This is a genomic window from Cellulomonas marina (assembly GCF_900111925.1).
Taxonomy (GTDB): domain Bacteria; phylum Actinomycetota; class Actinomycetes; order Actinomycetales; family Cellulomonadaceae; genus Cellulomonas; species Cellulomonas marina.
This window is the reverse complement of sequence record NZ_FOKA01000001.1, coordinates 164,260-188,048: the sequence shown is the minus strand read 5'-3', so window position 1 is coordinate 188,048 and position 23,789 is coordinate 164,260. Positions and strand designations below refer to the sequence as shown.

The 23,789-nt window shown below is 77.0% G+C and carries 24 protein-coding genes and 1 pseudogene; 11 read left to right on the top strand and 14 right to left on the bottom strand.

Annotation, left to right across the window (positions count from 1 at the left end; genetic code table 11):
- Window positions 1–66: 66 nt before the first annotated feature.
- A complete protein-coding gene (locus BM048_RS00830; RefSeq protein WP_090029872.1) occupies window positions 67–1,449 on the bottom strand; it encodes an MFS transporter in 1,383 nt (460 codons plus the stop codon).
- A gap of 112 nt (window positions 1,450–1,561) precedes the next feature.
- Between BM048_RS00830 and BM048_RS00825 the strand changes: the two genes are divergently transcribed.
- Both BM048_RS00825 and mtnN read left to right on the top strand, forming a co-directional pair.
- The gene (locus BM048_RS00825; RefSeq protein WP_090029871.1) at window positions 1,562–2,071 is read left to right on the top strand and encodes an S-ribosylhomocysteine lyase; all 510 of its coding nucleotides are present in this window, start codon (window positions 1,562–1,564) and stop codon (window positions 2,069–2,071) included.
- Complete coding sequence (gene mtnN / locus BM048_RS00820) at window positions 2,068–2,853, top strand: 5'-methylthioadenosine/S-adenosylhomocysteine nucleosidase (RefSeq protein ID WP_239078701.1); 786 nt, start codon at window positions 2,068–2,070, stop codon at window positions 2,851–2,853. The genes BM048_RS00825 and mtnN overlap by 4 nt, the downstream gene beginning before the upstream one ends.
- A 34-nt stretch (window positions 2,854–2,887) precedes the next feature.
- On the opposite strand, the gene BM048_RS00815 is transcribed toward mtnN, so the two are convergent.
- Genes BM048_RS00815 through BM048_RS00800 form a run of 4 tightly spaced genes read right to left on the bottom strand, consistent with a single transcriptional unit; the run spans window position 2,888 to window position 6,855 of the window.
- A complete protein-coding gene (locus BM048_RS00815; protein ID WP_090029869.1) occupies window positions 2,888–3,610 on the bottom strand; it encodes an esterase/lipase family protein in 723 nt (240 codons plus the stop codon).
- Window positions 3,607–4,413 carry an alpha/beta fold hydrolase gene (locus BM048_RS00810; RefSeq protein WP_090029868.1) on the bottom strand — a complete coding sequence of 269 codons (807 nt, stop codon included), beginning with the start codon at window positions 4,411–4,413 and terminating at the stop codon, window positions 3,607–3,609. The genes BM048_RS00815 and BM048_RS00810 overlap by 4 nt, the downstream gene beginning before the upstream one ends.
- Before the next feature lie 37 nt (window positions 4,414–4,450).
- Entirely contained in the window at window positions 4,451–6,199 is a 1,749-nt protein-coding gene (locus tag BM048_RS00805) for an HVA1 family protein (RefSeq protein WP_090029866.1), read from the bottom strand.
- A gap of 2 nt (window positions 6,200–6,201) precedes the next feature.
- Window positions 6,202–6,855: a response regulator transcription factor gene (locus tag BM048_RS00800; RefSeq protein WP_090029865.1), complete on the bottom strand. Its 654-nt coding sequence runs from the start codon at window positions 6,853–6,855 to the stop codon at window positions 6,202–6,204.
- A 113-nt stretch (window positions 6,856–6,968) separates the two neighbouring features.
- On the opposite strand from BM048_RS00800, the gene BM048_RS00795 reads away from it, so the two are divergent.
- The 3 genes from BM048_RS00795 (at window position 6,969) to BM048_RS00785 (ending at window position 10,365) form a co-directional block, all read left to right on the top strand.
- The gene (locus BM048_RS00795; RefSeq protein ID WP_090029864.1) at window positions 6,969–8,321 is read left to right on the top strand and encodes a hypothetical protein; all 1,353 of its coding nucleotides are present in this window, start codon (window positions 6,969–6,971) and stop codon (window positions 8,319–8,321) included.
- A 192-nt stretch (window positions 8,322–8,513) separates the two neighbouring features.
- The gene (locus BM048_RS00790; protein WP_373308403.1) at window positions 8,514–9,473 is read left to right on the top strand and encodes an ABC transporter ATP-binding protein; all 960 of its coding nucleotides are present in this window, start codon (window positions 8,514–8,516) and stop codon (window positions 9,471–9,473) included.
- Complete coding sequence (locus tag BM048_RS00785; RefSeq protein WP_090029862.1) at window positions 9,460–10,365, top strand: ABC transporter permease; 906 nt, start codon at window positions 9,460–9,462, stop codon at window positions 10,363–10,365. Before BM048_RS00790 ends, BM048_RS00785 begins: the two co-directional genes overlap by 14 nt.
- Window positions 10,366–10,402: 37 nt before the next feature.
- On the opposite strand, the gene BM048_RS00780 is transcribed toward BM048_RS00785, so the two are convergent.
- Together BM048_RS00780 and BM048_RS00775 are read right to left on the bottom strand one after the other, a co-directional pair.
- The gene (locus tag BM048_RS00780; RefSeq protein WP_090029861.1) at window positions 10,403–11,356 is read right to left on the bottom strand and encodes an inositol monophosphatase family protein; all 954 of its coding nucleotides are present in this window, start codon (window positions 11,354–11,356) and stop codon (window positions 10,403–10,405) included.
- Between the two features lie 83 nt (window positions 11,357–11,439).
- Entirely contained in the window at window positions 11,440–12,057 is a 618-nt protein-coding gene (locus tag BM048_RS00775; RefSeq protein ID WP_090029859.1) for a LysE/ArgO family amino acid transporter, read from the bottom strand.
- A 71-nt stretch (window positions 12,058–12,128) separates the two neighbouring features.
- Between BM048_RS00775 and BM048_RS00770 the strand changes: the two genes are divergently transcribed.
- The 3 genes from BM048_RS00770 (at window position 12,129) to gndA (ending at window position 15,731) form a co-directional block, all read left to right on the top strand.
- Window positions 12,129–13,040 carry a LysR family transcriptional regulator ArgP gene (locus BM048_RS00770; RefSeq protein WP_090029858.1) on the top strand — a complete coding sequence of 304 codons (912 nt, stop codon included), beginning with the start codon at window positions 12,129–12,131 and terminating at the stop codon, window positions 13,038–13,040.
- Window positions 13,041–13,158: 118 nt separating this feature from the next.
- Complete coding sequence (locus tag BM048_RS00765) at window positions 13,159–14,001, top strand: aldo/keto reductase (RefSeq protein ID WP_090029856.1); 843 nt, start codon at window positions 13,159–13,161, stop codon at window positions 13,999–14,001.
- Between the two features lie 335 nt (window positions 14,002–14,336).
- Window positions 14,337–15,731: an NADP-dependent phosphogluconate dehydrogenase gene (gene gndA / locus BM048_RS00755; protein WP_239078711.1), complete on the top strand. Its 1,395-nt coding sequence runs from the start codon at window positions 14,337–14,339 to the stop codon at window positions 15,729–15,731.
- Window positions 15,732–15,837: 106 nt separating this feature from the next.
- Here gndA and BM048_RS00750 read toward each other — a convergent pair whose 3' ends face one another.
- Window positions 15,838–16,353: a mycothiol transferase gene (locus BM048_RS00750; protein WP_090029851.1), complete on the bottom strand. Its 516-nt coding sequence runs from the start codon at window positions 16,351–16,353 to the stop codon at window positions 15,838–15,840.
- Window positions 16,354–16,452: 99 nt separating this feature from the next.
- Window positions 16,453–16,809 (bottom strand): acylphosphatase, encoded by a 357-nt coding sequence (locus tag BM048_RS00745; protein WP_090029850.1) that lies wholly within the window; start codon window positions 16,807–16,809, stop codon window positions 16,453–16,455.
- Between the two features lie 30 nt (window positions 16,810–16,839).
- Between BM048_RS00745 and BM048_RS19105 the strand changes: the two are divergent.
- Together BM048_RS19105 and BM048_RS00735 are read left to right on the top strand one after the other, a co-directional pair.
- Window positions 16,840–17,687 (top strand): annotated as a pseudogene (locus tag BM048_RS19105) (diguanylate cyclase domain-containing protein); the annotation flags it as partial.
- A 12-nt stretch (window positions 17,688–17,699) separates the two neighbouring features.
- A complete protein-coding gene (locus BM048_RS00735) occupies window positions 17,700–18,530 on the top strand; it encodes an EAL domain-containing protein (RefSeq protein ID WP_373308402.1) in 831 nt (276 codons plus the stop codon).
- Between the two features lie 31 nt (window positions 18,531–18,561).
- Here the strand turns inward: BM048_RS00735 and BM048_RS00730 are convergent, their stop codons facing one another.
- The 5 genes from BM048_RS00730 to BM048_RS00710 all read right to left on the bottom strand — a co-directional run bounded on the left by BM048_RS00730 (window position 18,562) and on the right by BM048_RS00710 (window position 22,937).
- Entirely contained in the window at window positions 18,562–19,608 is a 1,047-nt protein-coding gene (locus tag BM048_RS00730; RefSeq protein WP_090029847.1) for an NAD(P)/FAD-dependent oxidoreductase, read from the bottom strand.
- On the bottom strand, window positions 19,605–20,144 hold the full coding sequence (locus BM048_RS00725; RefSeq protein WP_373308400.1) for an isoprenylcysteine carboxyl methyltransferase family protein: 540 nt from the start codon (window positions 20,142–20,144) through the stop codon (window positions 19,605–19,607). Before BM048_RS00725 ends, BM048_RS00730 begins: the two co-directional genes overlap by 4 nt.
- On the bottom strand, window positions 20,141–21,307 hold the full coding sequence (locus BM048_RS00720; protein ID WP_090030392.1) for a type III polyketide synthase: 1,167 nt from the start codon (window positions 21,305–21,307) through the stop codon (window positions 20,141–20,143). The genes BM048_RS00725 and BM048_RS00720 overlap by 4 nt, the downstream gene beginning before the upstream one ends.
- Window positions 21,308–21,375: 68 nt before the next feature.
- Window positions 21,376–22,260 carry a UbiA family prenyltransferase gene (locus BM048_RS00715; protein WP_308439488.1) on the bottom strand — a complete coding sequence of 295 codons (885 nt, stop codon included), beginning with the start codon at window positions 22,258–22,260 and terminating at the stop codon, window positions 21,376–21,378.
- On the bottom strand, window positions 22,257–22,937 hold the full coding sequence (locus BM048_RS00710; protein WP_239078700.1) for a maleylpyruvate isomerase N-terminal domain-containing protein: 681 nt from the start codon (window positions 22,935–22,937) through the stop codon (window positions 22,257–22,259). Before BM048_RS00710 ends, BM048_RS00715 begins: the two co-directional genes overlap by 4 nt.
- A gap of 100 nt (window positions 22,938–23,037) precedes the next feature.
- On the opposite strand from BM048_RS00710, the gene BM048_RS00705 reads away from it, so the two are divergent.
- Entirely contained in the window at window positions 23,038–23,523 is a 486-nt protein-coding gene (locus BM048_RS00705) for a hypothetical protein (protein WP_239078699.1), read from the top strand.
- Window positions 23,524–23,789: the final 266 nt, after the last annotated feature.

Here is a 23,789-nt window from a genome sequence, read left to right as displayed (position 1 = left end):
CGCGCCCGCCCGCCCGTCCGGCCCGCCCGTCCGGCCCGCCCGTCCCGGTCGTCCACCGGCCCCGCGTCATCGCGTCCTCCCCTGCACCTCCCCCGCACCGGGAGGCGACGAGCCGTCCGCCCGCAGGCCGGCCGCCACCCGGGTCCGCACGCTCGCGTGCACGGTCCAGCGCGGGACCGTCGCGGCGAGCACCCCCGCCGCCACGACGCCCACCGCGCCCATGGTCAGCGCCCCCGCCGCCAGCGACCCCAGCGCCGCGGCCGCCGACACCACGAGCGGACCCGCCGCCGTCCCCGTGTCCTGCATGAGCCGCCACATCCCGAGGAACTGCGCCCGCACGTCCGCGGGCGCGGTGTCGGCACCCAGCGTCATGAGGATCCCGGCGCTGACGCCGTTGCCCAGGCCCATCGCCGCGGCGAGCACCGCGAGCGCCACCGGCCCGCCCGCCAGCGGCAGGAGCAGCATCGCGACCCCGAGCACGAGCATGGACGGCACGCCGACCGCGAGCCGCCCCCGCCGGTCCATGAGCATCCCGGCCGGGTAGAAGACGAGCGTGTCGAGCGCGCCGGAGATGCCGTAGACGAGGCTGGTGACCGCCGGGTCGAGGCCCAGGTGCTCGCCCCACAGCGGCAGCAGCACCTGCCGCGACCCGCGCACCGCCCCGACGAGCAGCACCCCGACGCCGAGGGTCGCGAAGAGCCGGCCGTGGTCGGCCACGACCCGTCGCACGGTGACGCGGGGCGCCGGGGCCCGGGTGGCACCTCGCCCCGCGACGGCTCCCGCACCCGCGGCACCGCCCGCCGCACCGCCCGCGGCGCGCCGGCGCAGCGTCCCGCGCCGTCCGCGCCCCTCGCCGCCCACGTCGGGCACCGCCAGCAGCACGATGACGACGAGAGCCGTCGTCACCACCGCGAGCCAGAACGCGGCCGCGGTGGCCGTGGCGTGCACGAGCGCCGCGCCGAGGAACGGCCCGACGAACATGCCGATGCGCCCGACCCCGCCGAGCGTGGACAGCACCCGCGCCCGGTGCACGACGGGTGTGACCTCCGCGAGGTAGGAGTGCCGGGCCAGCAGGAAGACCGCGTTCGTGACCCCGGTGCCGAGGACGCCGAGCGCGAGGACGGCCAGGGCGTCGGCCAGCGCGCACACCGTCAGCGTGACCACCGCCACGGCCGCGGCCGCGGCCATCGCCCACCGGTCCCCGAGCCGGGCGGCGACGGCCCCCGCCGGCACGTCGCCGAGGATCTGCCCCACCGCCAGCAGCGCCGCGAGCAGGCCCGCCGTCGCCAGGTCCGCCCCCAGCTCCGAGGCGCGCACCGCCACCATCGGGATGACCGCGCCGATGCCGACCTCGAACAGCAGGGCCGGCGCGAAGACGGCCGCCAGCGCGGTCGGGGTGAGGAAGGACAGCGCGCCGCCGCGCGCGGGCGGCTTGGGGTCGGAGGACATCGCGCCCATCCTCCCCCGACCCTGCAGGCAGTCCGCGCTCGGCGGGCGCGCACGCTCGTGGGCGGACGCCCCCGGGCCCGCCGCGGTCGCGGTCCGGGGTCACAATGGGGACATGACCGAGACCACCAGCACCCCGGCCGCGACCGCGTCGGACGCCGGCGTCCCCCGCCGGAACGTCGAGTCCTTCAACCTCGACCACCGCACCGTGGCCGCGCCGTACGTCCGCCTCGCGGACCGCAAGGTGCTCCCGCACGGCGACGTGCTGACGAAGTACGACCTGCGCTTCACGCAGCCCAACCACGCCCACCTCGAGATGGACGTCGTCCACAGCGTCGAGCACCTCTTCGCCGAGAAGTCGCGCGACCACTCCGACGCCGTCGTCGACTTCTCGCCGATGGGCTGCCAGACGGGCTTCTACCTCCTCCTGTCCGGCGACCCGGCGTACGAGGACGTCCTCGCCCTCGTCGAGCGCACGCTGCAGGACGTCGTCGAGGCCGACGAGGTCCCGGCGGCCAACGAGGTGCAGTGCGGGTGGGGCGCGAACCACACGCTCACCGGCGCGCAGGAGGCCGCGCGCGGGTTCCTCGCGGCCCGCGACGGCTGGTCCCAGGTGACGGCGTGACGACGGTCGACCCGGGCGTCCCGGCGGACGCCGTGATGCCGCGCGCGACGGCGGGCCACGTGCTCGGGGCGGGCGACGAGGTGGCGGCCGTCGTCGTCGTCGCCATGGCCGACGAGGCGGCGCCCTTCCTGGCCGTGGCCGAGGAGTCGACGCAGGTCGCGCCGACCGTGCACGCCCCGACGTGGCGCGTCCGGCTGGCCGGCGTGCCCGTCCTGCTCGTGCAGTCGGGGATCGGGCTCGTCGCCGCCGCCAGCGCCGGGGCCGTCGCGCTCGAGCGCACGGGTGCGGACGTCCTGGTCAGCGCGGGCAGCGCGGGTGGGCTCGCGGCCGGCGTGCGCGTGGGCGACGTCGTCGTCGGGGCCAGCGCCACGCTGTCGCAGGCCGACGCCCGCGTCTTCGGCTACGCCCTCGGGCAGGTGCCCGGCATGCCGCCGTCCTTCCCGTCCGACGAGGTGCTCGTCGACGCCGCGCTGGCCGCGCCCGTCGCCGACCTGCACGTGCGCCGCGGCGCCATGGTGTCCGGCGACGGGTTCGTCGACGGCTCGGCGGTCGAGAGGGTGCGCGCCGACTACCCCGACGCGCTGAGCACCGACATGGAGACGGCCGCGCTGGCGCAGGTGGCGTTCCTGCGCGGCGCCCGGTTCCTCGGCGTGCGCGGCATCTCGGACCTGTGCGGCCCGGCGGCCGACGACGACTTCCTCACGCACGTCGACGACGCCGCCGAGCGGTCCGCGCGCGTCGTGGTCGCGGCGCTCGCGTCCGCGCTCGTCCCCGCGGCCTGAGGCACGCGCGGGACGAGCCGGGCCGCGGTGCTCGTCAGCGGTGCGCGTCGCGGCCGGGGGACGTGCGCGCAGCGCCCAGCGTGCCCACCGCCCGCAGGACCTCGCGGTGCAGGCGCGGTGCGGACAGGACCTTGAAGTGCCCGTCGAGGGGCAGCTCGACGTCGACCGCACCCTCGAGCCGCGAGCGTCCCGGCACGTGCGGGTCGAACCGCGCGTGCAGCGCGACGACGCGCGCGTTGACGGGCAGCTGCCGCGCGAGCTCGAGGAGCACCGGGTCCCGCGGCGACAGCGCGCGGACGGCCCGCGCGGGGAACCACCGCGCGTAGGCGGAGCCGGCGAAGGGCGTGTTCACCGCCACGAGCCCGGCGGCGCGCCCCTCGACGCGCGGCAGGGTGAGCGCGAGCTTGCCGATGAGCCCGCCCTTGGAGTGGGCGACGAAGACCACGCCGCGCAGGTCGAGCCTCTCGAGCCGGTCGGCCACCTGCGCGGCGGAGGTCGCCAGGTCCGCGCTGTTGAAGCCCAGCGCGGGCACGGTGTGCACCGGGTGGCCCGCGTCGTGCAGCGCGCGGGCCAGGGGCGTCATGACGCCCCAGGTCTCGTAGATCCCCGGCAGGAGGAGCACGGGCGTGCCGGTCCCGTCGGCGTACCGGTCGGCGGGCGGGGGCCGCAGCAGCACGCGTGCCTGCCACGCGACGATCCACGCGTAGTCGGCCGCCCACGCCGCACCGCGCCGCAGCAGGCGCACCAGGGCCCTCATCGTCGCGCGTGCTCGACGACGAGGCGGGCGACCTCGTCGCGGTGGTCGTCGATGACGCCGTGCCCGGCGCCCTCCACCTCCACGAACCGCCCGTCCTTCGCCAGCCCCGTCAGGTGCTCGACCCACGGCCGCGGCGCGACGTGGTCGTGCTCGCCCCGCAGCAGCAGCAGGGGCACGTCCACCTGCCCGATGCGCTCCTCGATCGGGTACCGGACCATCCCGGGCAGCACCGCGCGGACCCACCAGGGCGCGCACCGGCCGTAGGCCGAGACGACCACCGACCGCGTGCGGTGCGACTCGAACGGCGCGCTCTGCAGCAGCCGCAGCGCCTGCCGCGTCGCCGACCGCTCCGCCGCGTTGACGATCGGCCCGACGAGCACCCCGGCGTGCGCGCTCCCCGGGTACGCCGCCAGCGTCTCGGTCACGACCTGCGTACCCATCGACTGCCCGACGAGCACCGGCGCGACGAGGTCGGCCTGGTCCATCCACGCGTGCAGGACCGCGGCGAAGTCCTCCGTGCGGAACGGGCGCGAGGGCGCCGGCACCGCCGCGAACCCCGGCAGGTCCATGAGGTGCACCGTGCCCATCCGCGCCAGCCGGAGCCCGAGCCGCTCGAAGTACTGCGAGCTCGCTCCGAGCCCGTGCACCATGACGACGTCGTGCCGGTCCTGCCCCGCGGCCCGGTCGGCGTCGTCGAGCCACATCGTCCACACCCGCAGGCAGGCGTCACCGCGCCGGAACCGGTCGATGCGCACGCTCAGCCCCGAGGGCAGGTCCGAGACCTGCACCGCCGAGCGCGTCACGCGACCACCACCGGGCTCGGACCCTGCGCCGCGGGCCTCACTCCTCGGTCAGCGCCGACGGCTTGTGGACGGCCTCCTTGCCGGTCTTGTCGCTCTTGACGAGGTACTGCGGGTCGTCCTTGGACGCACGGACCGTGCGCCCCGCGGCCTCCGTGTCCGAGGTGATCTTCTTCTCCACCTCGCCGTGGACGGTCTGGCCGTGGCTCTTCCACGTCACCTCGTCGCCCTTGTGCAGCTCGTCGCCCATCGTTCCTCCTGCGTGGTCGTGGTCGTGGTCGTGGTCGTGCTCCGGGCCAAGACTCAGCCCCGGGCCCCCACCCTTCCCCGGCCCGTCGGCGACCGCATCCGCGGGCGGCGGGACGACGGCGGCGGGGTCGTCGCCCGCTCTCAGCCGCAGCTGCGCCCGCAGCCCGCCCAGCGGGGAGTCCCCCAGCACCACGTCCCCGCCGTGCTCGCGTGCGATCTCGCGTGCGATGGCCAGCCCCAGCCCCGAGCCACCCGTCCCCCGCTCGCGCGCCGCGTCCAGGCGCACGAACCGCTCGAAGACGCGCTCCCGGTCGGCGGGGTCGATGCCGCCGCCGTCGTCGTCCACGACGACCAGCCCCGGCGCGACGTGCACCTCGACGCGCGAGGTCGCGTGCCGGCGGGCGTTCTCGACGAGGTTGCGCACGACGCGGGCCAGGGCGGACGCATCCCCTCGCGTCGCGCCCGCGCCCTCGAGGTGCACGGGCACCTCCGCGCTGCCGGGCGCGGGGCCGTCGGTGGCCGCGCCCCCGGCCACGGCGGCCGCCACGCCCTCGGCGGCGACCGCGGCGAGGTCCACCGGCCTCTCGCCCCGCGGCGCGGACCCCAGACGGGCCAGCAGCAGCAGGTCGTCGACGAGGGCCCCCATCCGCAGCACCTCCGGCGCCAGGTCCTCCGCGAGCTCCTCGGCCGTGTAGCCGCTGCGCGAGTCGGCGGCGACCTCGATCGTGGCGCGCAGGGACGACAGCGGGGAGCGCAGCTCGTGGGCGGCGTCGGCGACGAAGCTGCGCTGGCGTCCCGCGGCCGCGTCGAGCCGGTCCAGCATGTCGTTGAGGGTCCGCGCCAGGGCGGCGATCTCGTCGTCGTCGCGCCCGACGGGCAGCACCCCGCGCCCGCCGGTGCTCGCCACCTGTGCGGCCGCCCGGCGCAGCTGGTCCACCGGCCCGAGCGCGCGCCCCAGCACGAGCCACACCGCGATCGCGACGAGCAGGGTGAGCGTGGGGACGACCCCGAAGAACGACACCTGCAGCGCCCGCAGGAGCCCCCGCACCTCGGTCAGCGGCATCGTCGCCACCACGGTGACCGGCCCCGAGGGGCCCTCGACGAGGCGCATGGCCGCCCGGGCGGTGTCGGCGTACGCCGAGGCGGAGGTCGTCATGACGGCCGGGTCCGGTGCCGCCGCGCCCGGCGCCGCGGACAGCAGGTCGGCGGGCAGCACGGGCAGCGTGCGGGAGGCCGTCGACGAGCTGGCCACCACCCGGCCCTGCGCGTCGAGGACCTGCACGACCTCCCCCGGCTCCTCGACCGGCAGCGGGTCGGGCAGGCGGTCCTCGGCGACGAGCGCGGCGACGGTGTCGACGCGGGCCGCCACGATGCCGTCGAGCGCGGCCAGCCGCCCCCGCTGCAGCACCGTCCCCAGCGTCCACGCGCCCGCGACGAGCGCCAGGCACATGACCGCGGCCGTGAGCACGGTCAGGCGGACCCGCAGCGACCGCCACGCCGGGCCGCGGCGGTCCGGCTGGTGGCGCGCGGCGGCGCTCACGCTCAGCCCGCGGCGCGGTAGCCGGCACCGCGGACGGTGGCGACGACGTCGCGGCCCAGCTTGCGGCGCAGGTAGCCCACGTAGACCTCGACGACGTTGACGTCCTCGCCCGTGCCGTCCCACACGTGGTCGAGCAGCTCGACCTTGCCGACGACGCGGTCCGCGTTGCGCATGAGGTACTCCAGCAGCGCCATCTCGCGCGTGGTGAGCTCGACCGGCGCCCCGCCGCGCGTGACCGTCCGCGCGCTCGGGTCGAGGACGAGGTCGCCCACGGTGAGCACCGCCGGGCGCGCGGTGGCCGGCCGGCGCACGAGCGCCCGGAGCCGCGCCACGAGCACGACGAAGGAGAACGGCTTGATGAGGTAGTCGTCGGCACCCACGTCGAGGCCGTCGGCGACGTCGTAGTCCCCGTCCTTCGCGGAGAGCAGCAGCACGGGCGTCCAGATCTCCCGCTCGCGCATCTTCGTCACGACGTCGTAGCCGTTGAGCCGCGGCAGCATGATGTCCAGGACCATCGCGTCGTACTCGCGGTCCGCCGCCATCTGCAGCCCGGTGAGCCCGTCGAAGGCCACGTCCACCGCGAAGCCCTCCGCCGTCAGGCCGCGCTGCAGCGCACGGACCAGCCCTCGTTCGTCGTCGACCACCAGCACGCGCACGGCGGCAGCATGGCACCCGCACGGCCGGCGCGCGCCCCGGCCGGGACGTCGGTCCCACCCGCGCCGGTCCCATCTCAGTGCTGCCTCAGCGCCTCCCGAGGACCCTGGGACCCATGAGCCCCACCCCCTCGTCCCGCTCCCTGTCCTCCCGCGCCCGTTCGACCCGTGCCCGCTGGGCCGTGCCGGTGGTGGCGGTGGCGGTCGTCGGCGGCGCGGTCGGGCTGCGGCCGCTGGTCGCCAGCGCCGAGGGGACGGACCTGCCCGACGTGACCGTCGCGGAGCTGCTCGAGCAGGTGTCGCAGGCGGAGTCCACGCCCGTCTCCGGCACGGTCGTCTACACGGCGCGCCTGGGCCTGCCGTCGGTGCCCGTGGCCGAGATGTCGGGCGCCGACCCGACGGCGCTGCTCGGCGGGTCCTCGACCCTGCGGGTCTGGACGGACGGGGTGGACCGCTCCCGCATCGCCCTCCTCGGCGCGGTCTCGGAGTACTCGGTCGTCCGCGACGGCGCGGACGCCTGGACCTACTCCAGCACCAGCGGCGAGGCCGTGCACTACACGCTCGACGAGGCCGGCCGGGCCCGCTACGAGCAGATGCGCGTGATGGCGGAGGAGGGCACGCTCCCCACCCTCGACCCCGCGGCGGTGCCCACCGCCCTGCCGGACGACGTCGCCGGCCGTCTCCCGGCCGAGCTCGCCGCCCGCATCGACGCCGAGCTGGCCGCCGGGCCCGGCGTGACGGGTGAGCTGCCGACCCCGCAGGAGGCCGCCCGCGCCGCGCTGCGCATCGGCGAGGCCTACTCGACGTTCACCATGGGCGAGCAGAAGACGGTCGCCGGCCGGCAGGCGTACGAGGTCGTCGTGACCCCGAAGGACGACGCGACGCTCGTCGACCGCGTCGTCGTCGACGTCGACGGGTCCACCTTCGTCCCCCTGCGGGTCCAGGTGTGGAGCACGCAGGACGCCACGGCCCCCGCCCTCGAGCTCGGCTTCACCGACGTCAGCTACGCGACGCCGGGCGAGGCGGTGCTGACCTTCTCCCCGCCCTCCGGCACGCAGGTGCGCGAGGTCGTCGTGCCGACGCAGGAGGAGCCCTCGACGGCCGACGGCACGCTCCCGACCCCGCGCGACGCGACGGTCACCGGCGAGGGCTGGAGCGGCGTCGTCGAGCTGCAGGGGGTGGACGTGGCGGCGCTCGTCGCGGGTGACCCGACGGCCCTGCTCGACCCGTCCTCGCAGCTCACCATCGGCAGCGAGACCGCCCAGGACCTCATCCAGCAGTTCCGCCCGACGGACGAGGAGGGCCAGGTCGGCCTCGAGCTCGACGCGGCGACGCTGTACGACACGCTGACGACGCCGGTCGAGGGCGGACGGCTGCTGAGCTCGGCGCTGGTCTCCGTCCTCGTGACCGACGACGGCCGCGTCCTCGTCGGCGCCGTCCCGGCCGACACGCTGCGCGCCCTCGCGTGACGGACCGCGGCGGCCGGCGCTGACGGCAGGCTCGTGAGGGCACAGGACCGGGCGCGCCGCGTCGCAGACGAGGTGCGGGTGCGCCAGGCTGGGGCCGTGACCAGGCCTCCCACCGCCGAGCACACCGGCGGCCCCGTGCGGGCGCCGTCCGCACCCGCCGCCGGACGGGTGACCTCGCCGGCGCCCGTCCCGCTGCCCGCCGGGTCCGGCGACGACGAGGCAGCCGTGCGCACGACCGGCCTGACGAAACGGTTCCGGTCCGGGCAGGTCGCCGTGGACCACGTCGACCTCCTCGTACCGCGGGGTGCGGTCTACGGGTTCCTCGGCCCGAACGGCTCGGGGAAGACGACGACGATCCGCATGCTCCTCGGCCTCGTCCGCCCCACCAGCGGCGAGGTCCAGGTCCTCGGCGCGCGCATGCCGGAGGACGCCGACCGCGTCCTGCCGCACGTGGGGGCGCTCGTCGAGGGGCCGGGGTTCCAGCCGTACCTGTCGGCGCGGGCCAACCTCGCACGCATCGACGCGGCGGACCGCACGGTCGACCCGCGGACGTCCCGGGCCCGCGCCGAGGCCGCCCTCGAGCGCGTCGGCCTGTCCGCCGCGGCCGACAAGCGCTTCCGGCAGTACTCCCTCGGCATGAAGCAGCGGCTCGGGCTCGCCGCGGCGCTGCTGCGGCCGCGCTCCCTGCTCGTGCTCGACGAGCCGACCAACGGCCTCGACCCGCAGGGGACGCGGGAGGTGCGCACGCTCATCCGCGAGCTGGCCGCGGACGGGACGACCGTGCTCGTGTCCTCGCACCTGCTCGCCGAGATCGAGCAGGTGTGCACGCACATCGGCATCATGAGCCGCGGCCACCTCGTCCGGCAGGGGGCACGGGCGGAGATCGCGGACCCGAGCGAGGCGAGGGTCGTGGTCACCACACCGACCGCGCAGGCCCCCGCGGCCTCCGCGGTGCTGTCCGGGCTGGGCCTGACCGTGCAGCGCACCACGGACACCGGCGTCGAGGCGCTGCTGGGCGACGTGCCACCGGCCCAGGTCACCGCCGCGCTCGTCGGGGCGGGTGTCGACGTCGAGGGGCTGGCCGTGCGCACACCGAGCCTGGAGCAGGTCTTCGTCGAGCTGACCGGGGAGGGCTTCGATGTCGCCCGCTGACGTGGCGGTCCCGCCGGCGCCGCCGGCCGGACCCGCGCACCGCCCGCTCCTGCCCGACGCGCCGGCCATCCGGGGGGCCTTCCTGCGGCTGCTGCGCAGCGAGCTCCGGCTCGTGCTCGGGCGGCGGCGGAACCAGGCCCTGCTCGTCGGGCTGTCGCTCGTGCCGCTCATCCTGGGCCTCGTCGTGCGACTCACGCAGGACAGCGCGCTGCAGGGCCAAGGCCCGGGCTTCATCGGCGAGGTGACCGGGAACGGGCTCTTCCTCGTCGTGGCGGCGCTGTTCGTGTGCCTGCCGTTCCTGCTGCCGCTGTGCATCGCGATCGCCTCGGGTGACGCCGTGGCCGGCGAGGCGCAGACCGGCACGCTGCGGTACCTGCTGGTCGTGCCGGTGTCCCGCTCCCGGCTGCTGCTGGTGAAGGCCGTCGGCGCGCTCGTGTTCGCGGCGTCGTGCGTCGCGGCGATCGCCGTCGTGGCCGCCGTCACCGGGGCCGCCCTGTTCGGCGTGCGCCCGCTGACCCTGCTGTCCGGCGACACGGTGCCGCTGTCCGACGGGGCGCTGCGCGTCGCCGGCGTCGCGCTCTACGTCGGCCTGTCGTTCATCGGCCTCGTCGCCGTCGGGCTGTTCTTCTCGACGCTCACCGAGGTCCCGGTCGCCGCCATGGCCGCCACCGTCGTCGTCCCCGTGGTCTCGACGGTCCTCGACTCGCTGCCCCAGCTCGACGCCATCCACCCCGTGCTGCTCACGCACCACTGGTTCGACTTCGCCGAGTTCCTGCGCGTCCAGGTCGGCTGGGACGTCCTGGCCGGCGGCCTCGCCCTGCAGGCCGGCTGGGCCGTGGTCTTCGGCTCCCTCGCCTGGGCGCGCTTCACCACCGCCGACATCACGAGCTGACGTCCGCGCGACGCCGGACGCGTCGCCCCCGCGTCCCTCAGCCGAGCGCCCGGCGCTCCGCCGTCCGCACCCCCGTCCGCACCGCGTCGACGAGCGCGGCGGCCGTCTCCTCGTCCGCGGCCGCGAGCACGGAGTCGGCCCCGGGCCGCCACGGCTCGCCGTGCGCGTCGAGGACGACACCGCCCCCCTCGCGCACGAGCAGGACCCCCGGGAACGTGTCCCAGGGCTTGTTGCCGAACAGCACCGCGCCGGCGGTCCGACCGGCAGCGACCCACGCCAGCTCCAGCGCCGAGCTCCCGACGATCCGCACGCGACCGGCCGCCGGCGCCACCGCGGCGATCGTCGCCGCCCGTACGGCCGCCGGCCACGGTCCGGTCGTCGTCCAGCCGACGTCGCCCACCGTCACCGCCGACGCCCGCGCGCCCACGCGGCTCACCGTGCGGACCTCCTCCGACCGCGGCAGCACCCGCGCCAGTCCCTGCCCGACCACGGCGACGAGCACGTCGTCGGTCGGCAGGTCGCCGTCCCCTCCGGCGGCGTCGCCCCCACCGGACTCCACGCCGGCCGACAGCCCCGCGGTGACCGCGACGGCCAGCTCCCCGTCCACGAGCAGCGCGACGTTCACCGCGCACACGGGGATGCCCGCCGCGTAGTTGAAGGTGCCGTCCACCGGGTCGACGATCCACCGGGTCGGCGCGTCCTCGGTCGGGCTCAGCTCCTCGCCCTGGACGGGGACGTCCGCGCCGCGCCGCAGGACCTCGGTGACGGCGGCCTCCACCGCCCGGTCGACCTCGGTCGCGAAGTCGTTGGGCCCCTTCGTCTCGACGACCTCCCGCGACCGCGCCGTGCGTGCCATCCGCACGCCGAGCCGCGCCGCCTCGACCGCTGCCGCCCGCGCCGCCGCGAGGTCGACCCCTCCTGCGGCGGAGCCGCCGTCGACCTCGCCCGTCCGGTCGTGGGCAGGCAGGGGCGCAGCGGAGGAGGAGGTCACGCGCCCAGCATGCCGGACACCGCCGCCGCCCTCCTGTCGATGGGCCACGTCCCGAGGGCCCTCCTCGCGACGAGGGCCTGCGCTCAGCCCCCCGCGACCAGCGACACGGCGAGCACCACCATCACCACCGCGATCAGACCGTCCAGCACCCGCCACGCCCGCGGCGACGCGAACAGGGGCCGCAGCAGCGCCGCCCCGAAGCCGAGCAGGGGGAACCACAGCGCGCTGCCCAGCACCGCGCCCGCGGCGAACCACCACGAGCGCCCCCCGTGCCCCTGCGCCACCGACCCGAGCAGCACCACGGTGTCCAGGTACACGTGCGGGTTCAGCCACGTGAGCGCCAGGGTCGTCGCCACCGCCGCCCGCACCGACGTCGGTCCGCGCGCACCGGCCGCCTCGAGCACGGCCGGCGGCCGCAGCGCCCGCCGCGCGGCGAGCACCCCGTACGCCAGCAGGAAGACCGCACCGGCGACCCGCACGACCGTCAGCAGCCCCGGCACCGCCTCCACGGCCGCCCCCGCCCCCGCCACGCCGGCCGCGATCAGCACGGCGTCCGACACCACGCACACCAGCACCACCACGCCCACGTGCTCGCGCCGCAGCCCCTGCCGCAGCACGAAGGCGTTCTGCGACCCGATGGCGACGATGAGCGAGAGCCCCAGCCCGAGTCCGGACAGAGCGGCGAGGAGAGCAGCAAGCACGCGCCGACGCTAGGCACCCGAGCAGCAGCAGCGGTAGTTCAGATCCTTGACCTTCCGTTAGCGTCGCTGTCGTGGACCTCGACCTGGCGCAGCTGCGGGCGCTCAACGCGGCGGTGTCGACGGGCAGCCTCGACGGTGCCGCCCGCCTCCTGCACCTGACGCCGTCGGCCGTGAGCCAGCGGCTGCGCGCCCTCGAGGTCGCCACGGGGCGGGTGCTCCTCGTGCGGAGCCGCCCGGTCCGGCCGACGCCGTCGGGCGAGGTGGTCCTGCGGCTCGCCCGGCAGATCGAGCTCCTCGCCGACGACACCCTCGTCGCCCTCGGCACCGCGATCACGGGCGACGACGGCGTCCTGACGCCGCGGCCGCCGACCCTCGCCCTCGCCGTCAACGCCGACTCCCTCGCGACCTGGGCGCTGCCGGCGCTCGCTCCCCTGGCCGACGAGGTGTGCCTCGAGCTGCACCGCGACGACGAGGAGCACACCACGGCGCTGCTGCGCGACGGCACCGTCGTCGCCGCCGTGACCACGGACCCGGACCCGTTGCCGGGCTGCTCCGTCACGCGGCTCGGCACCATGCGGTACCGACCGATGGTCGCACCCCGTGCCGCCCGCCGGTGGTTCCCGGACGGACCGACGCCCGCCGCGCTGGCGCGGGCGCCGGTGGTCGTCTTCGACGCCAAGGACGACCTGCAGCACCGCTGGCTGCGTAGCCGGCTCCCGGGCGGCGAGGACGCGGACCCGCCCACGCACCAGGTGCCCTCATCGGCGGAGTTCCGGTCGGCGGTCCGCCTCGGTCTCGGCTGGGGCATGCTGCCCGACCTGCACCGCGCGGACGACGAGGCCGCCGGCCACCTCGTCGTCCTGGACCCCGACGCCTTCGTCGACGTGACCCTGCACTGGCAGCAGTGGAAGCTGCGCTCGCCCGCGCTGGACCGCGTCGGCGAGGCGCTGACGACCGCCGCCCGGCGCCTCCTGCTTCCCTGACCCGCACCACGCCCGCCGCGTGCGCCCGCCCCGGCGGGCGCACCTGCTGCACCGGGCGCAAGGTGGACGTCGACGGCCACGCCACCACCCACCCGTCCTACCCCGGAGGAGATGCCCCATGGGCGACCAGCCCGGCAACGTCCCCACGATCCTGCTCAACAACGGCGTCGAGATCCCGCAGCTCGGCTTCGGCGTCTTCCAGGTCGACCCCGCCAAGACCCGCGACGCGGTCCTCACCGCGTTCGAGGTCGGGTACCGCCACGTCGACACCGCGCAGATGTACCGCAACGAGGCGGGCGTCGGTGAGGCGGTGCGCGACTCCGGCCTGCCCCGCGACGAGGTCTTCATCACCAGCAAGCTCAACAACGGTGCCCACGACCCCGAGGACGCGCTGAAGGCGTTCGACGGCACGCTCGAGACGCTCGGGCTGGAGCAGGTCGACCTGTTCCTCGTGCACTGGCCGCTGCCGGGCATCGGGGACTTCGTCGAGACGTGGAAGGCGATGGAGGAGATCTACGCCTCCGGCCGCGCGCGGGCGATCGGCGTGTCGAACTTCCAGGTGCACCACCTCAACCGCCTCTTCGACGGGACCACGGTGCGCCCGGCGGTCAACCAGATCGAGGTCCACCCCTACCTGACGAACGAGTCGGTGCGCGCGTTCGGCGCCGAGCACCAGATCGCCACCGAGGCCTGGTCCCCCATCGCGCAGGGCACGGTGCTCGACGACCCGGTCGTCGAGCGCATCGCGCGGGAGACCGGCCGCACGCCGGCCCAGGTCGTCCTGCGCTGGCACGTGCAGCGGGGTGACATCGTCTTCCCCAAGTCCGTCACGCGCAGCCGCGTCGAGGAGAACTTCGCGCTCTTCGACTTCGAGCTCGACGAGACGTGGATGGGCGCCCTGTCGGCGCTCAACCGCGACGAGCGCACCGGTCCCGACCCGGACACGTTCAACCCCTCCTGACCCGCCCCCGCACGGCGGGCGACGTCGCACGACGGGGCCCGGACCGCCACCGGTCCGGGCCCCGTCGCCCGTCAGGCGGTCGTCCGCCCGCGCGCCCCTCGTCGAGGGGCAGGATGGGCCCGTCCGGGAGCACCGGCTCCCGGCCGTCCGGCGCGCGCCCGCAGCGGCGCGGCCCGACGAGGGACCACCGGAGAGGCAGCACAGGCATGAGCACGCAGACGGGCACGCAGGCGGCGTCGGGCACGGGGACGGCGGCGGAGACGGCGGCGGCGACCGCGAGCGGCACCGGCGCCGGGGCCGGCACCGCCGAGATCGGCGTCACGGGCCTCGCCGTCATGGGCCGCAACCTGGCGCGCAACTTCGCCCGGCACGGCTTCGTCACCGCCGTCCACAACCGCTCCGCGGCGAAGATGCACTCCCTCGTCGCGGACCACGGCGACGAGGGCACGTTCATCGGCTCGGAGTCCATGGCGGACTTCGTCGCCAGCCTGGCGCGGCCCCGCAAGGTCGTCATCATGGTGAAGGCCGGCGCCCCGACGGACGCGGTCATCGACGAGCTCGTGCCCCTGCTGGAGGAGGGCGACATCGTCATCGACGCCGGCAACGCCCACTTCCCCGACACGATCCGGCGCGAGAAGGACCTGTCCGCGCGCGGCCTGCACTTCGTCGGGACCGGGGTGTCCGGCGGCGAGGAGGGCGCCCTGCTCGGCCCGTCGATCATGCCCGGTGGCACCACCGAGGCCTACGCCTCGCTCGGCCCGATCCTCGAGGCGATCTCCGCGAAGGTCGACGGCGTGCCCTGCTGCACGCACGTCGGGCCTGGCGGCGCCGGCCACTTCGTGAAGATGGTGCACAACGGCATCGAGTACGCCGACATGCAGCTCATCGCCGAGGCCTACGACCTGCTGCGGCAGGGACTCGGTGCCTCCGCGCAGGAGATCGGCGACGTCTTCGCCGAGTGGAACACCGGCGACCTCGAGTCCTTCCTCATCGAGATCACCGCCGACGTCCTGCACCACACGGACGCGCGCACCGGTGGTGCCTTCGTCGACGTCATCGCCGACGCCGCCGAGCAGAAGGGCACCGGCCGCTGGACCGTGCAGAACGGCCTCGACCTCGGCGTGCCCATCACCGGCATCGCGGAGGCCACCTTCGCCCGGGCCCTGTCCGGCGGCGCCCCGCAGCGCGCCGCCGCCGTCGGCACGCTGCCGGCCGACACGCAGCCGTGGGAGGTGCCGGACCGCGACGCCTTCGTCGACGACGTCCGCAAGGCCCTCTACGCCTCCAAGGTCGTCGCCTACTCGCAGGGCTTCGACCAGATCGCCGCCGCGTCCGCCGAGTACGGCTGGGACATCGACCGCGGCGCGATGGCCCGCATCTGGCGCGGCGGGTGCATCATCCGCGCGCGCTTCCTCAACCGCATCACGGAGGCGTACGAGCGCGACCGCGGCCTGCCGCTGCTGCTCGCCGACCCGTACTTCACCGCCGCGGTCGCCGACGGCGTCGCGGCCTGGCGCCGCATCGTCGCCGCCGCCGCCCTGCACGGCGTCCCGACGCCGGCCTTCGCGTCCTCGCTCGCCTACTACGACGGCGTGCGGGCCGAGCGCCTCCCGGCCGCGCTCATCCAGGCGCAGCGCGACTTCTTCGGCGCGCACACCTACCGCCGCGTGGACGTCGAGGGCACGTTCCACACCGACTGGTCCGGCGACCGCTCCGAGCAGCCCGCCTGACCTGCGGCACACCGCTCGACGAGGGCCGGCCGGCACCGCGTGCAGCGGTGCCGGCCGGCCGTCGTCGAGGCCCGACGTCAGGCTCGCGCGGTCAGGCGCCCCGGCGTCAGGCCTCCCGTGCCCGCTCGAGCAGCCCGCGCAGGTACGCCGCCTGCCCCGCGTGCTCGAGGTCGTCGCCCAGCACGCTCACGAGGCGGACGCCCAGCGTCACCGGCGGGTCCCCGTCCTCGTCCACGACGACGTCCAGGTCGTCGTCCTCCAGCCGCTCGAGGTACGCGGCCGTCGCGCGCGCGACCTCCTCCGCGTAGCCGACCAGCAGGTCCGCCGGCGCGTGCACGCGCCCGACCTCCTCCGGCCCGTGCCCGTACCCCGTGTCGTCCGCGGGCAGGTCCAGCCCGAACCGCTCGGCCCAGCCCGCCGACGTCCACACCTCCTGCGTGCCGGCCAGCGGCGCCACCTGCGCGTCCTGGACGCGCGCGGCGTGCCAGACCAGCCACGCGACGGTGTTCGCCGCCGGGTCCGGCCGGTGCACCAGCTCCTCGTCGGACAGCCCGTCCACCGCCGCCCGCAGCAGCGGCAGCACCCGCCCGAACCCGTCCTGCAGCACCTCACCCGCGCGCATGGGACCTCCCGTCGTCGTGCCCTGACGCCCTCACGCTCGCACGCGCCCCCCGGCCGTGCATCCCGCCCGCCGCGAGGGGGCCCTGCCGGCCCACGTGCGTCAGCCCTGCACGACGAACCCGGTGACGCCCTGCTCCTCGTCGTCCTCCACCCGCAGGTCGTCGACCCGGGCGCCGGGCGGCCCGGTCCGCAGCCACGCGAGCATCTGCTGCACGGCACGCCCGTCGCCCTCGATCGACGCCTCGACGGAGCCGTCCGGGCGGTTGCGCACCCACCCGGCCAGCGCGAGCCGCTCGGCCTCGCGCGCCGTCGACCACCGGAAGCCCACGCCCTGCACGAGCCCCGAGGCGACGACGCGCCGCCGCACCACGCCGCCGCCCGCTCCCCCGCCGGCCCCTGCCCCCGCTGCCGTCCCGTCCACCGCGACCTCCTCGTCCGGCCCGTCGTGGGCACCCATCCTGGCAGCCCGTCCCCCGCCCCGGCAGGCATGCCGACAGGTACGGGGCTGGTGCGACGGCCGAACGGCTGCCACGATCTGGCCACGCCGTCCGAGGGCGGGCGCGAGAGACCGGGCCGGCGCGCCGCCGTCCTGGGGGCCGGGGGACCTGCGCGCGACGAGGCGGACGACGAGCGTGGGCAGCGCGACGCGGTGGAGGCCGCCTTCGACGTGAGCCCGGTCGGCATGTCGGTCTTCGGCGCCGTGCGCGACGCCGAGGGGACCGTCGGGCCTGTGGGACGCGCTCGTCGCCACCGTGACGTCCGGCCGGCAGCAGACCCTCCTGGTGCACGCCGACTCCGCCGCCGGCTGGCGGGGCGTGTTCGAGAACGTGCTGGTCCCGCTCGGCCAGGACCGCGTCCTGTGCGCCTTCCGCGACGTCACGTCCGCGCGGTCGGAGGAGCAGCAGCTCCTGCACGCCCCACGCACGACGCCCTCACCGGGCTGCCCAACCGCGCCCTGCTGCAGGACCGCCTCGAGCACGCCCTGGCCCGCGCGCGGCGGCACGACGAGGCGTTCACGGTCGCCTTCCTCGACCTCGACGGGTTCAAGGCGGTCAACGACACCTTGGGCACCTCGTCGGGGACGGGCTGCTGCGCGTCGTCGGGCAACGCCTGGGCGACGTCGTGCGCGGCGAGGACTGCGTCGCGCGCATCGGCGGCGACGAGTTCGTGCTCCTGCTCGAGGGCTGCGGCGACGAGGTCGAGTGGCGCGTCGTCGACGCCCGGCTGCGTGACGCGCTCGCGCGACCGGTCCGCGTGGACGGCCGCACCCTGCACGTGCGGTGCAGCATCGGCGTCGTCACCAGCGCGGGCGAGGAGGACGTGCCCACGCTCCTGCGCGACGTCGACATGGCCCTGCACGCCGCCAGGCGCCAGGGCCGCGGCGGCTACGCGATGCTGTCCGAGCCGCACCGACAGCAGATCCTGCAGGACCACGCCCTCGAGCTCGACCTGCCGCACGCGGTCGCGGCCGAGCAGTTCGTCCTGCACTACCAGCCCATCGTCGCCACGGCGACGGGCGAGGTGCTGGGGCACGAGGCGCTCGTGCGGTGGCAGCACCCCGAGCGCGGGCTGCTGGCGCCGGGCGCGTTCCTGCCCGCCGTGCAGGCCGGCGGACTCATGGTCGAGCTGGGGGCCTGGGTGCTGCGCACGGCCGTGCGGGCCGCGGCCCGGGGCTTCGGCGGGGCCGCCGGGCGGGACGACGCCGCCGTCAGCGTCAACGTCAGCGCGCAGCAGCTCGTCCGCGGCGACCTCGTCGCCACCGTCCGGGAGGCGCCGGCCGAGACGGGCCTGCCGCCCGCGCGCCTGCTGCTGGAGCTCACGGAGTCCGAGCTGCTGCCCGGCACCGTCGACGTGGCCGGCGTCCTGGCGGAGCTGCGCGGGCTCGGGGTGCGCCTGGCGGTCGACGACTTCGGCACGGGCTGGTCCAACCTGGCGCACCTCGCGCGGCTGCCGCTGGACGTGGTCACGGTGGACCGCAGCTTCCTGCTGGCGCTGCCCGACGAGCACCGCCGTGACGTCCTCGCGGCGACGGTGGCGATGACGTCGGCGCTCGGCGCGCGGTGCCTCATCGAGGGGGTCGAGACGCCCGAGCACCTCGCGCTCGCCCGCGCCGTCGGCAGCGACTACGCGCAGGGCTACCTGCTCGGCCGGCCGGTCCCGCTGCCCGACGAGGCCTGACGCGCACGGCGGGACCGCGACCCGGGACGCGTCACCGCGCGAGCCGCTCCACCGCCGCGGCGAAGACCGGCGGCAGCCGCACGGCCGCGGGCACGAGCGCGGGCCGCAGCGGCGACGTCGCCACCGCTACGAGCGTCCCCGTGAGCAGCCGGTAGTCCCGCGTCGCGGCGGCCCAGGCGCGCTCGTACCCGGCGGGGTCGCCGAGGTGCGCCACCGCGGCGGCGGCCTGGGCGAACCCCAGCCGCAGCCCCTCCCCCGTCAGCGCGTCGACGTACCCGGAGGCGTCCCCGACGAGGAGCACGCGCCCCGCCGTGCGCGCCCGCGTCCCCTGCCGCAGCGGCCCCGCCCCGCGGTCCGGCCCGTCGACCTCGGCGCCGGCGAGCCGGCCGGCCAGCGCGGGCATCGCGGCGAGCGCGCGGTCGAGGTCGAGCGGCGCGGGTCCGAGCAGCGCGACGCCGACGAGGTCGTCGGCGACGGGCGTCACGTACGCCTCGACGTCGTCGGCCCAGTGCACCTCGACGAGGTCGGTCCACGGCGCGCGGCGGTAGTGCCGGCGCACGCCGTAGCGCCGCCGGCTCCGGCGGGACCGGCCCGACGCGGCCGGCCCCTCCAGGCCCGTCAGCCGCCGCACGGTGGAGTGCAGCCCGTCGCAGGCGAGCAGCCACCGCGCCCGCACCCCCGCGGCGACGACCCCCGTCGCGTCCTGCTCGACGGCCGTGACCCGGCCGTCGCTCCGCTCGACGCCCATGTCGGCCGCCCGGGCGGCGAGGGCCGCGTGCAGGGTCGTCCGGCGCACGCCGCGTCCCGACGGCCCGCGGAACCGGTGCTCCGCGCGCAGGTCGCCGCGCACGTAGGCGATGCCGGCCAGCGGCCGCCCGGGCGGGTCGACGCCGAGCCGCGCCAGGGCGTCGACCGCTCCCGGCATGAGGCCCTCCCCGCACGCCTTGTCCACCGGCGTGCCCCGTGGCTCGACGACGAGGGCCGTCAGCCCGGCCGTCCGCGCCTCGACGGCGGCCGCCAGACCCACCGGTCCCCCGCCGACGACGAGGACGTCGACGTCGGCGCCGCCGGCGGTCACGGCGTCCTCGTGGCCCCGACCGCCGCGGCCAGCGCACGCTCCTCGGCGGGGATCCGGAACCGCAGCAGCAGCACCGCGTTCAGCACGGTGAACACCAGCGCCGTCACCCAGGCGGTGTGCACGAGCGGCAGCGCGATGCCCTCGACGACCACCGCGACGTAGTTGGGGTGCGGGATCCAGCGGTAGGGCCCACGGGAGACGAGCGGCAGGCCGGGCACGACGATGACGCGCGTGTTCCACCGCGGCCCGAGCGTCGCGATGCACCACCAGCGCAACGCCTGGCTCGCGATCACGAGCGCGAGCGCCGCCCACGCCAGCGGCGGCACGAACGGCCGGTCCGCCAGGTGCACCTCGAGCACGCAGGCCAGCAGCAGCCCCGTGTGCAGCGCGACCATCGGCGGGAAGTGCCCGCGCCCGGACTCGACGCCGCCCCGCTCGAAGGACCACCGCGCGTTGCGCGCCGAGACGACGAGCTCGGCCAGCCGCTCGAGGCCCGTGCCGAGCACCAGCAGGTCGAACCACAGCACGCTGCTCACGCGGCGACCGTCCTTCCGTCGTGCGAGTCGTCGTGCGGGCCGTCGTGCGGGCCGTCGTTCCGGGCGTCGTGCGGGCCCGACCGGTCCTCGTCGCCCCCGGGCCACCGCAGCGCCAGGAGCTCCGCGCTCACGCCCGGACCGTACGCGACGAGCGCGCCGAGCGCCCCGGCCGGCGGTGGCGGGCCCGCCAGCGTGCGCGCCAGCACGTGCAGCACGGCGGCCGACGAGAGGTTGCCGACGGCCGCGAGCGTCGCCCGGCTCGTGGCGACCTCCGCCTCGTCGAGCCCCACGGAGTCCCGCACGGCGTCGAGGATGCGCGGCCCGCCCGGGTGCACCACCCAGCGCGCCACGTCGGCGGCCGTGACGCCCAGCGGCGCGAGCAGGGCGGCGACGTCGTCGTCGGCGTGCGCGGCGACGGTCTCCGCCATCTCCCCGGACAGGACGATCCGGAACCCCGACCCGCCCACGTGCCACCCCAGGTCGCCCTCGGTCCCCGGGTACAGCACGCTGTGCGCCCCGACGACGGCGGGCCCGTCGAGCCCCAGCGCCGCCGCCCGGGCGTCGCCGACGAGCACCGCGGCGGCGGCCCCGTCGCCGAACAGCCCGCTCGCCACGAGGTTGGCCGTGGAGTCGTCGTCCTGCTGCAGCGTGAGGGAGCACAGCTCCACCGACAGCAGCACCGCCACCTCGTCGGGGTGCCCGACGAGGTGGTCGTGCACGCGCGCGAGCCCCGCGGCCCCCCCGGCGCACCCGAGCCCGAAGCTCGGCACGCGCCGCACGTCCGGCCGCAGCCCCAGGCGCCCGACGAGCAGCGCGTCCAGCGACGGCGCCGACACCCCGGTGACCGTCGTGAAGAACAGGTGGTCGACGTCCCGCGGACGCAGCCCGACGGCGTCCAGCGCCTCCTCGACCGCCCGCGCGCCGAGCTCGAGGCCCTCGCGCAGGAACAGGTCGTTCGTCTCGCCGAAGGACGACAGCCCCGCGTACTTCTCCAGCGGCAGCACCAGGTGCCGGGTGTCGATGCCGCTCGAGGCCTGCACGCGCCGCAGGAGCGCGAGCCGGCGCGGGTCCGTGGTCACGAGCCCGCCGATCTCGGCGGTGATCTCCGCCTGCGGGTAGGCGTGCGGCGGCAGCACCGGTGCGACCGCGACGATCCGTGACATGATCGGGATCGTCACACGCGGCCGCGCCCGACGCGACCCCCCGTCGGTGCGAACGCCTCGTCGGGCCCTCAGCCCGTCGCGACGAGCAGCACGACGACGAGCGTCGCCACCGCCATGGCGGCGCTGAAGGGGAACCGGCTGGACGGCCGCCGCAGGGCGACGACGGCGGCGGACCCGGCGAGCGCCGCCGCCCCGACCAGCGCCGCCGTCCCCGCCGTCCCGGGGCTCCCGGGCGGCCCGAGGACGACGACGAGCACCGCGACGAGCAGCACGAGCGCCGCCCCCACCGCCGTGACCCGCCGCCCCAGCCGGTGCGGCAGCCCCCGCACGCCGGTCGCCGCGTCGTCCTCGAGGTCGGGCAGGACGTTGGCCAGGTGCGCCCCGACGCCCAGCAGCGCGCCGCCGGCCGTCGCCCACACGGGCGCCCAGGCGCCTCCCGGCCCGGCGGGCGGACCCGGCACCGCGAGCGTCGCGACCGACGGCAGGATCCCGAACGCGACGGCGTACGGCAGCCAGGACCCGACGGTGGCCTTGAGGGGCCGGTTGTAGACCCATCCCGCGGCGACGAACACGGCGTGCGCGAGCGCGGCCCGCGCTCCGAGCGCCAGCGACAGCGGCACGCACGCGACGAGCGCGACGAGCGCCGCCGTCCGGAGGGCACCCGGCGTGACGGCCCCCGTGACGACGGGCTTGTCCCGGCGCCCCACCGCGCGGTCCCGGCCGGCGTCGAGCCAGTCGTTGGACCACCCGACCGAGAGCTGCCCGGCCAGCACGGCGAGCGTGACGAGCGCCGCGCGCGCCGCCCCCGTGCCCGCCGCCCCCGCCGCGTAGGCCCCGGCGAACAGCGTCACCGCCGCCGCGGGCGGCGCGTGCGCGGCCCGCACGAGCGCGAGCGCACGCCGCCCGGCCGACGGACGGACCGGCGCGGGGCCCGCGGACGGCACGCCGCTCACAGGACCGTGTACCCGGCGGGCAGCGGCCGACGGCCCGTCGCAGCGAGCAGCAGGGGTGCGGCGCGCCCCGTCGCGGCGGCCACCTGCCCGACGAGGGCCAGCGCGTGCGCCGCGGGCAGCGGCGGCACGTCCGCGCCCACCCCGAGCGCCGCCGCGAGGTCGGCCGTGTGGACGACGAGCTCGAACGTCCGGGTCGGCAGGTAGTCGGCCAGCCGCATCCCGCCGGCGATCGTCGTGAGCAGCTCCGACCCGTCGCAGGCCGCGACCAGCGGCACCACCCGCGCCGCGACCGCCGCCACCTCCGCGGCCGGACCCGCACCCAGGGCCGCCCCCGCCGCGCGCCCGCGCTCGCTCACGGCCGGCCCGGCGGCGATCGCGCTCGTCGCCACGAGGTACTCGGCCGCGGAGTCCACCTCGACGGCCGGCGCGGGGGCGGCCAGGTAGGCCTCGACCGTCAGCAGCGAGCGGCTCGTGTGCCCGACGAGGGCGCGCACGTCCCACTCCCCCAGCCCGGGCGACTCCCAGCGGCCGCCGACGCGCCCGACCACCGCGACGAACCAGGCCGCCGCCTGCGCGAACGCCTCCTTCTCGGCGGCGAACCCGCCCACCGGAGGGTCCGTCGACACGGCCGGCGCAGCCGTGCCGCCGTCGGGCTGCGGCGTCGGCGAGGTCCTCACGTCGGCACCGTACCGGCCGGCGCCGGCCCGTACGCGGCCCCGGGGTACGCGGCGACGCCTACGGTGGTGCTGCCCGTCGCGCCGACCCCGGAGGTCCCCCGTGCAGCTCACGCTCCCCCTCACCGAGGCCCTCGCCGTCGCGCGCGGATCCGGCCGGGTGCCGCCGTTCGTCGTCGACCTCGCGCCCACGGCGGACGGCGTCGCGGTCCGCGTCGACCTCAGCCGCATGCCGGAGGCGTCGTCGGCGCTGCGGTGGGCGGCGGCGCTCGCGGGGCCGGTCGACGTGGTGGTCCGCTACACCGGGCTCGTCGACGGCACGGCGACCTTCGCGGTGACGTCGCGCGCACGGGCCGTCCCGCTGCACGTGCTCGTCAACTCGCTGACCAGCACCGCGACGAGCGTGCTGCGCCAGCGGGGGCTCGGCGACCTCGTCGAGGTCCGGCGGGGCGAGGAGGAGCCCGTCGTCGCGGTGCGGGTCCAGCACGCGATCGACCAGCGCGCCCCGGGCGCCCGTCTCACCGCCCTGGAGCTCCGCGACGGCGTCGCCCACCTGACCCTGGACATCACGGGCCTGCGGGTGTCCTGACCGGCGGCCGTCCTGACCGGCGGCCGTCCTGACCGGCGGCCGTCCTGACCAGCGGCCGGGACCCGCACACGACGCCCGCCTCTCCCGCGCACGCCACGCGCCCTCCCCCGCCGGCAGGTGGCGCGTCGGTGCGGTGTACGCCACCGGCGCCCGCCGGTGACCGGCGTGTCGCCACGGACACGCCGGGCAGCGCGACCCACGCCGCACCGACGCGCCACCTCGCGGGCCGACCCGGCCGGAGCCGGCGCGGCGGCCGCCGGGCGGGC

Excerpts from the sequence above, each read along its gene's own strand:
- BM048_RS00830 (WP_090029872.1), bottom strand. The coding sequence starts at position 1,449 with ATGTCCTCCGACCCCAAGCCGCCCGCGCGCGGCGGCGCGCTGTCCTTC.
- BM048_RS00825 (WP_090029871.1), top strand. The coding sequence starts at position 1,562 with ATGACCGAGACCACCAGCACCCCGGCCGCGACCGCGTCGGACGCCGGC.
- BM048_RS00815 (WP_090029869.1), bottom strand. The coding sequence starts at position 3,610 with ATGAGGGCCCTGGTGCGCCTGCTGCGGCGCGGTGCGGCGTGGGCGGCC.
- BM048_RS00795 (WP_090029864.1), top strand. The coding sequence starts at position 6,969 with ATGAGCCCCACCCCCTCGTCCCGCTCCCTGTCCTCCCGCGCCCGTTCG.
- BM048_RS00785 (WP_090029862.1), top strand. The coding sequence starts at position 9,460 with ATGTCGCCCGCTGACGTGGCGGTCCCGCCGGCGCCGCCGGCCGGACCC.
- BM048_RS00765 (WP_090029856.1), top strand. The coding sequence starts at position 13,159 with ATGGGCGACCAGCCCGGCAACGTCCCCACGATCCTGCTCAACAACGGC.
- gndA (WP_239078711.1), top strand. The coding sequence starts at position 14,337 with ATGGGCCGCAACCTGGCGCGCAACTTCGCCCGGCACGGCTTCGTCACC.
- BM048_RS00750 (WP_090029851.1), bottom strand. The coding sequence starts at position 16,353 with ATGCGCGCGGGTGAGGTGCTGCAGGACGGGTTCGGGCGGGTGCTGCCG.
- BM048_RS00745 (WP_090029850.1), bottom strand. The coding sequence starts at position 16,809 with ATGGGTGCCCACGACGGGCCGGACGAGGAGGTCGCGGTGGACGGGACG.
- BM048_RS00735 (WP_373308402.1), top strand. The coding sequence starts at position 17,700 with ATGGCCCTGCACGCCGCCAGGCGCCAGGGCCGCGGCGGCTACGCGATG.
- BM048_RS00720 (WP_090030392.1), bottom strand. The coding sequence starts at position 21,307 with ATGTCACGGATCGTCGCGGTCGCACCGGTGCTGCCGCCGCACGCCTAC.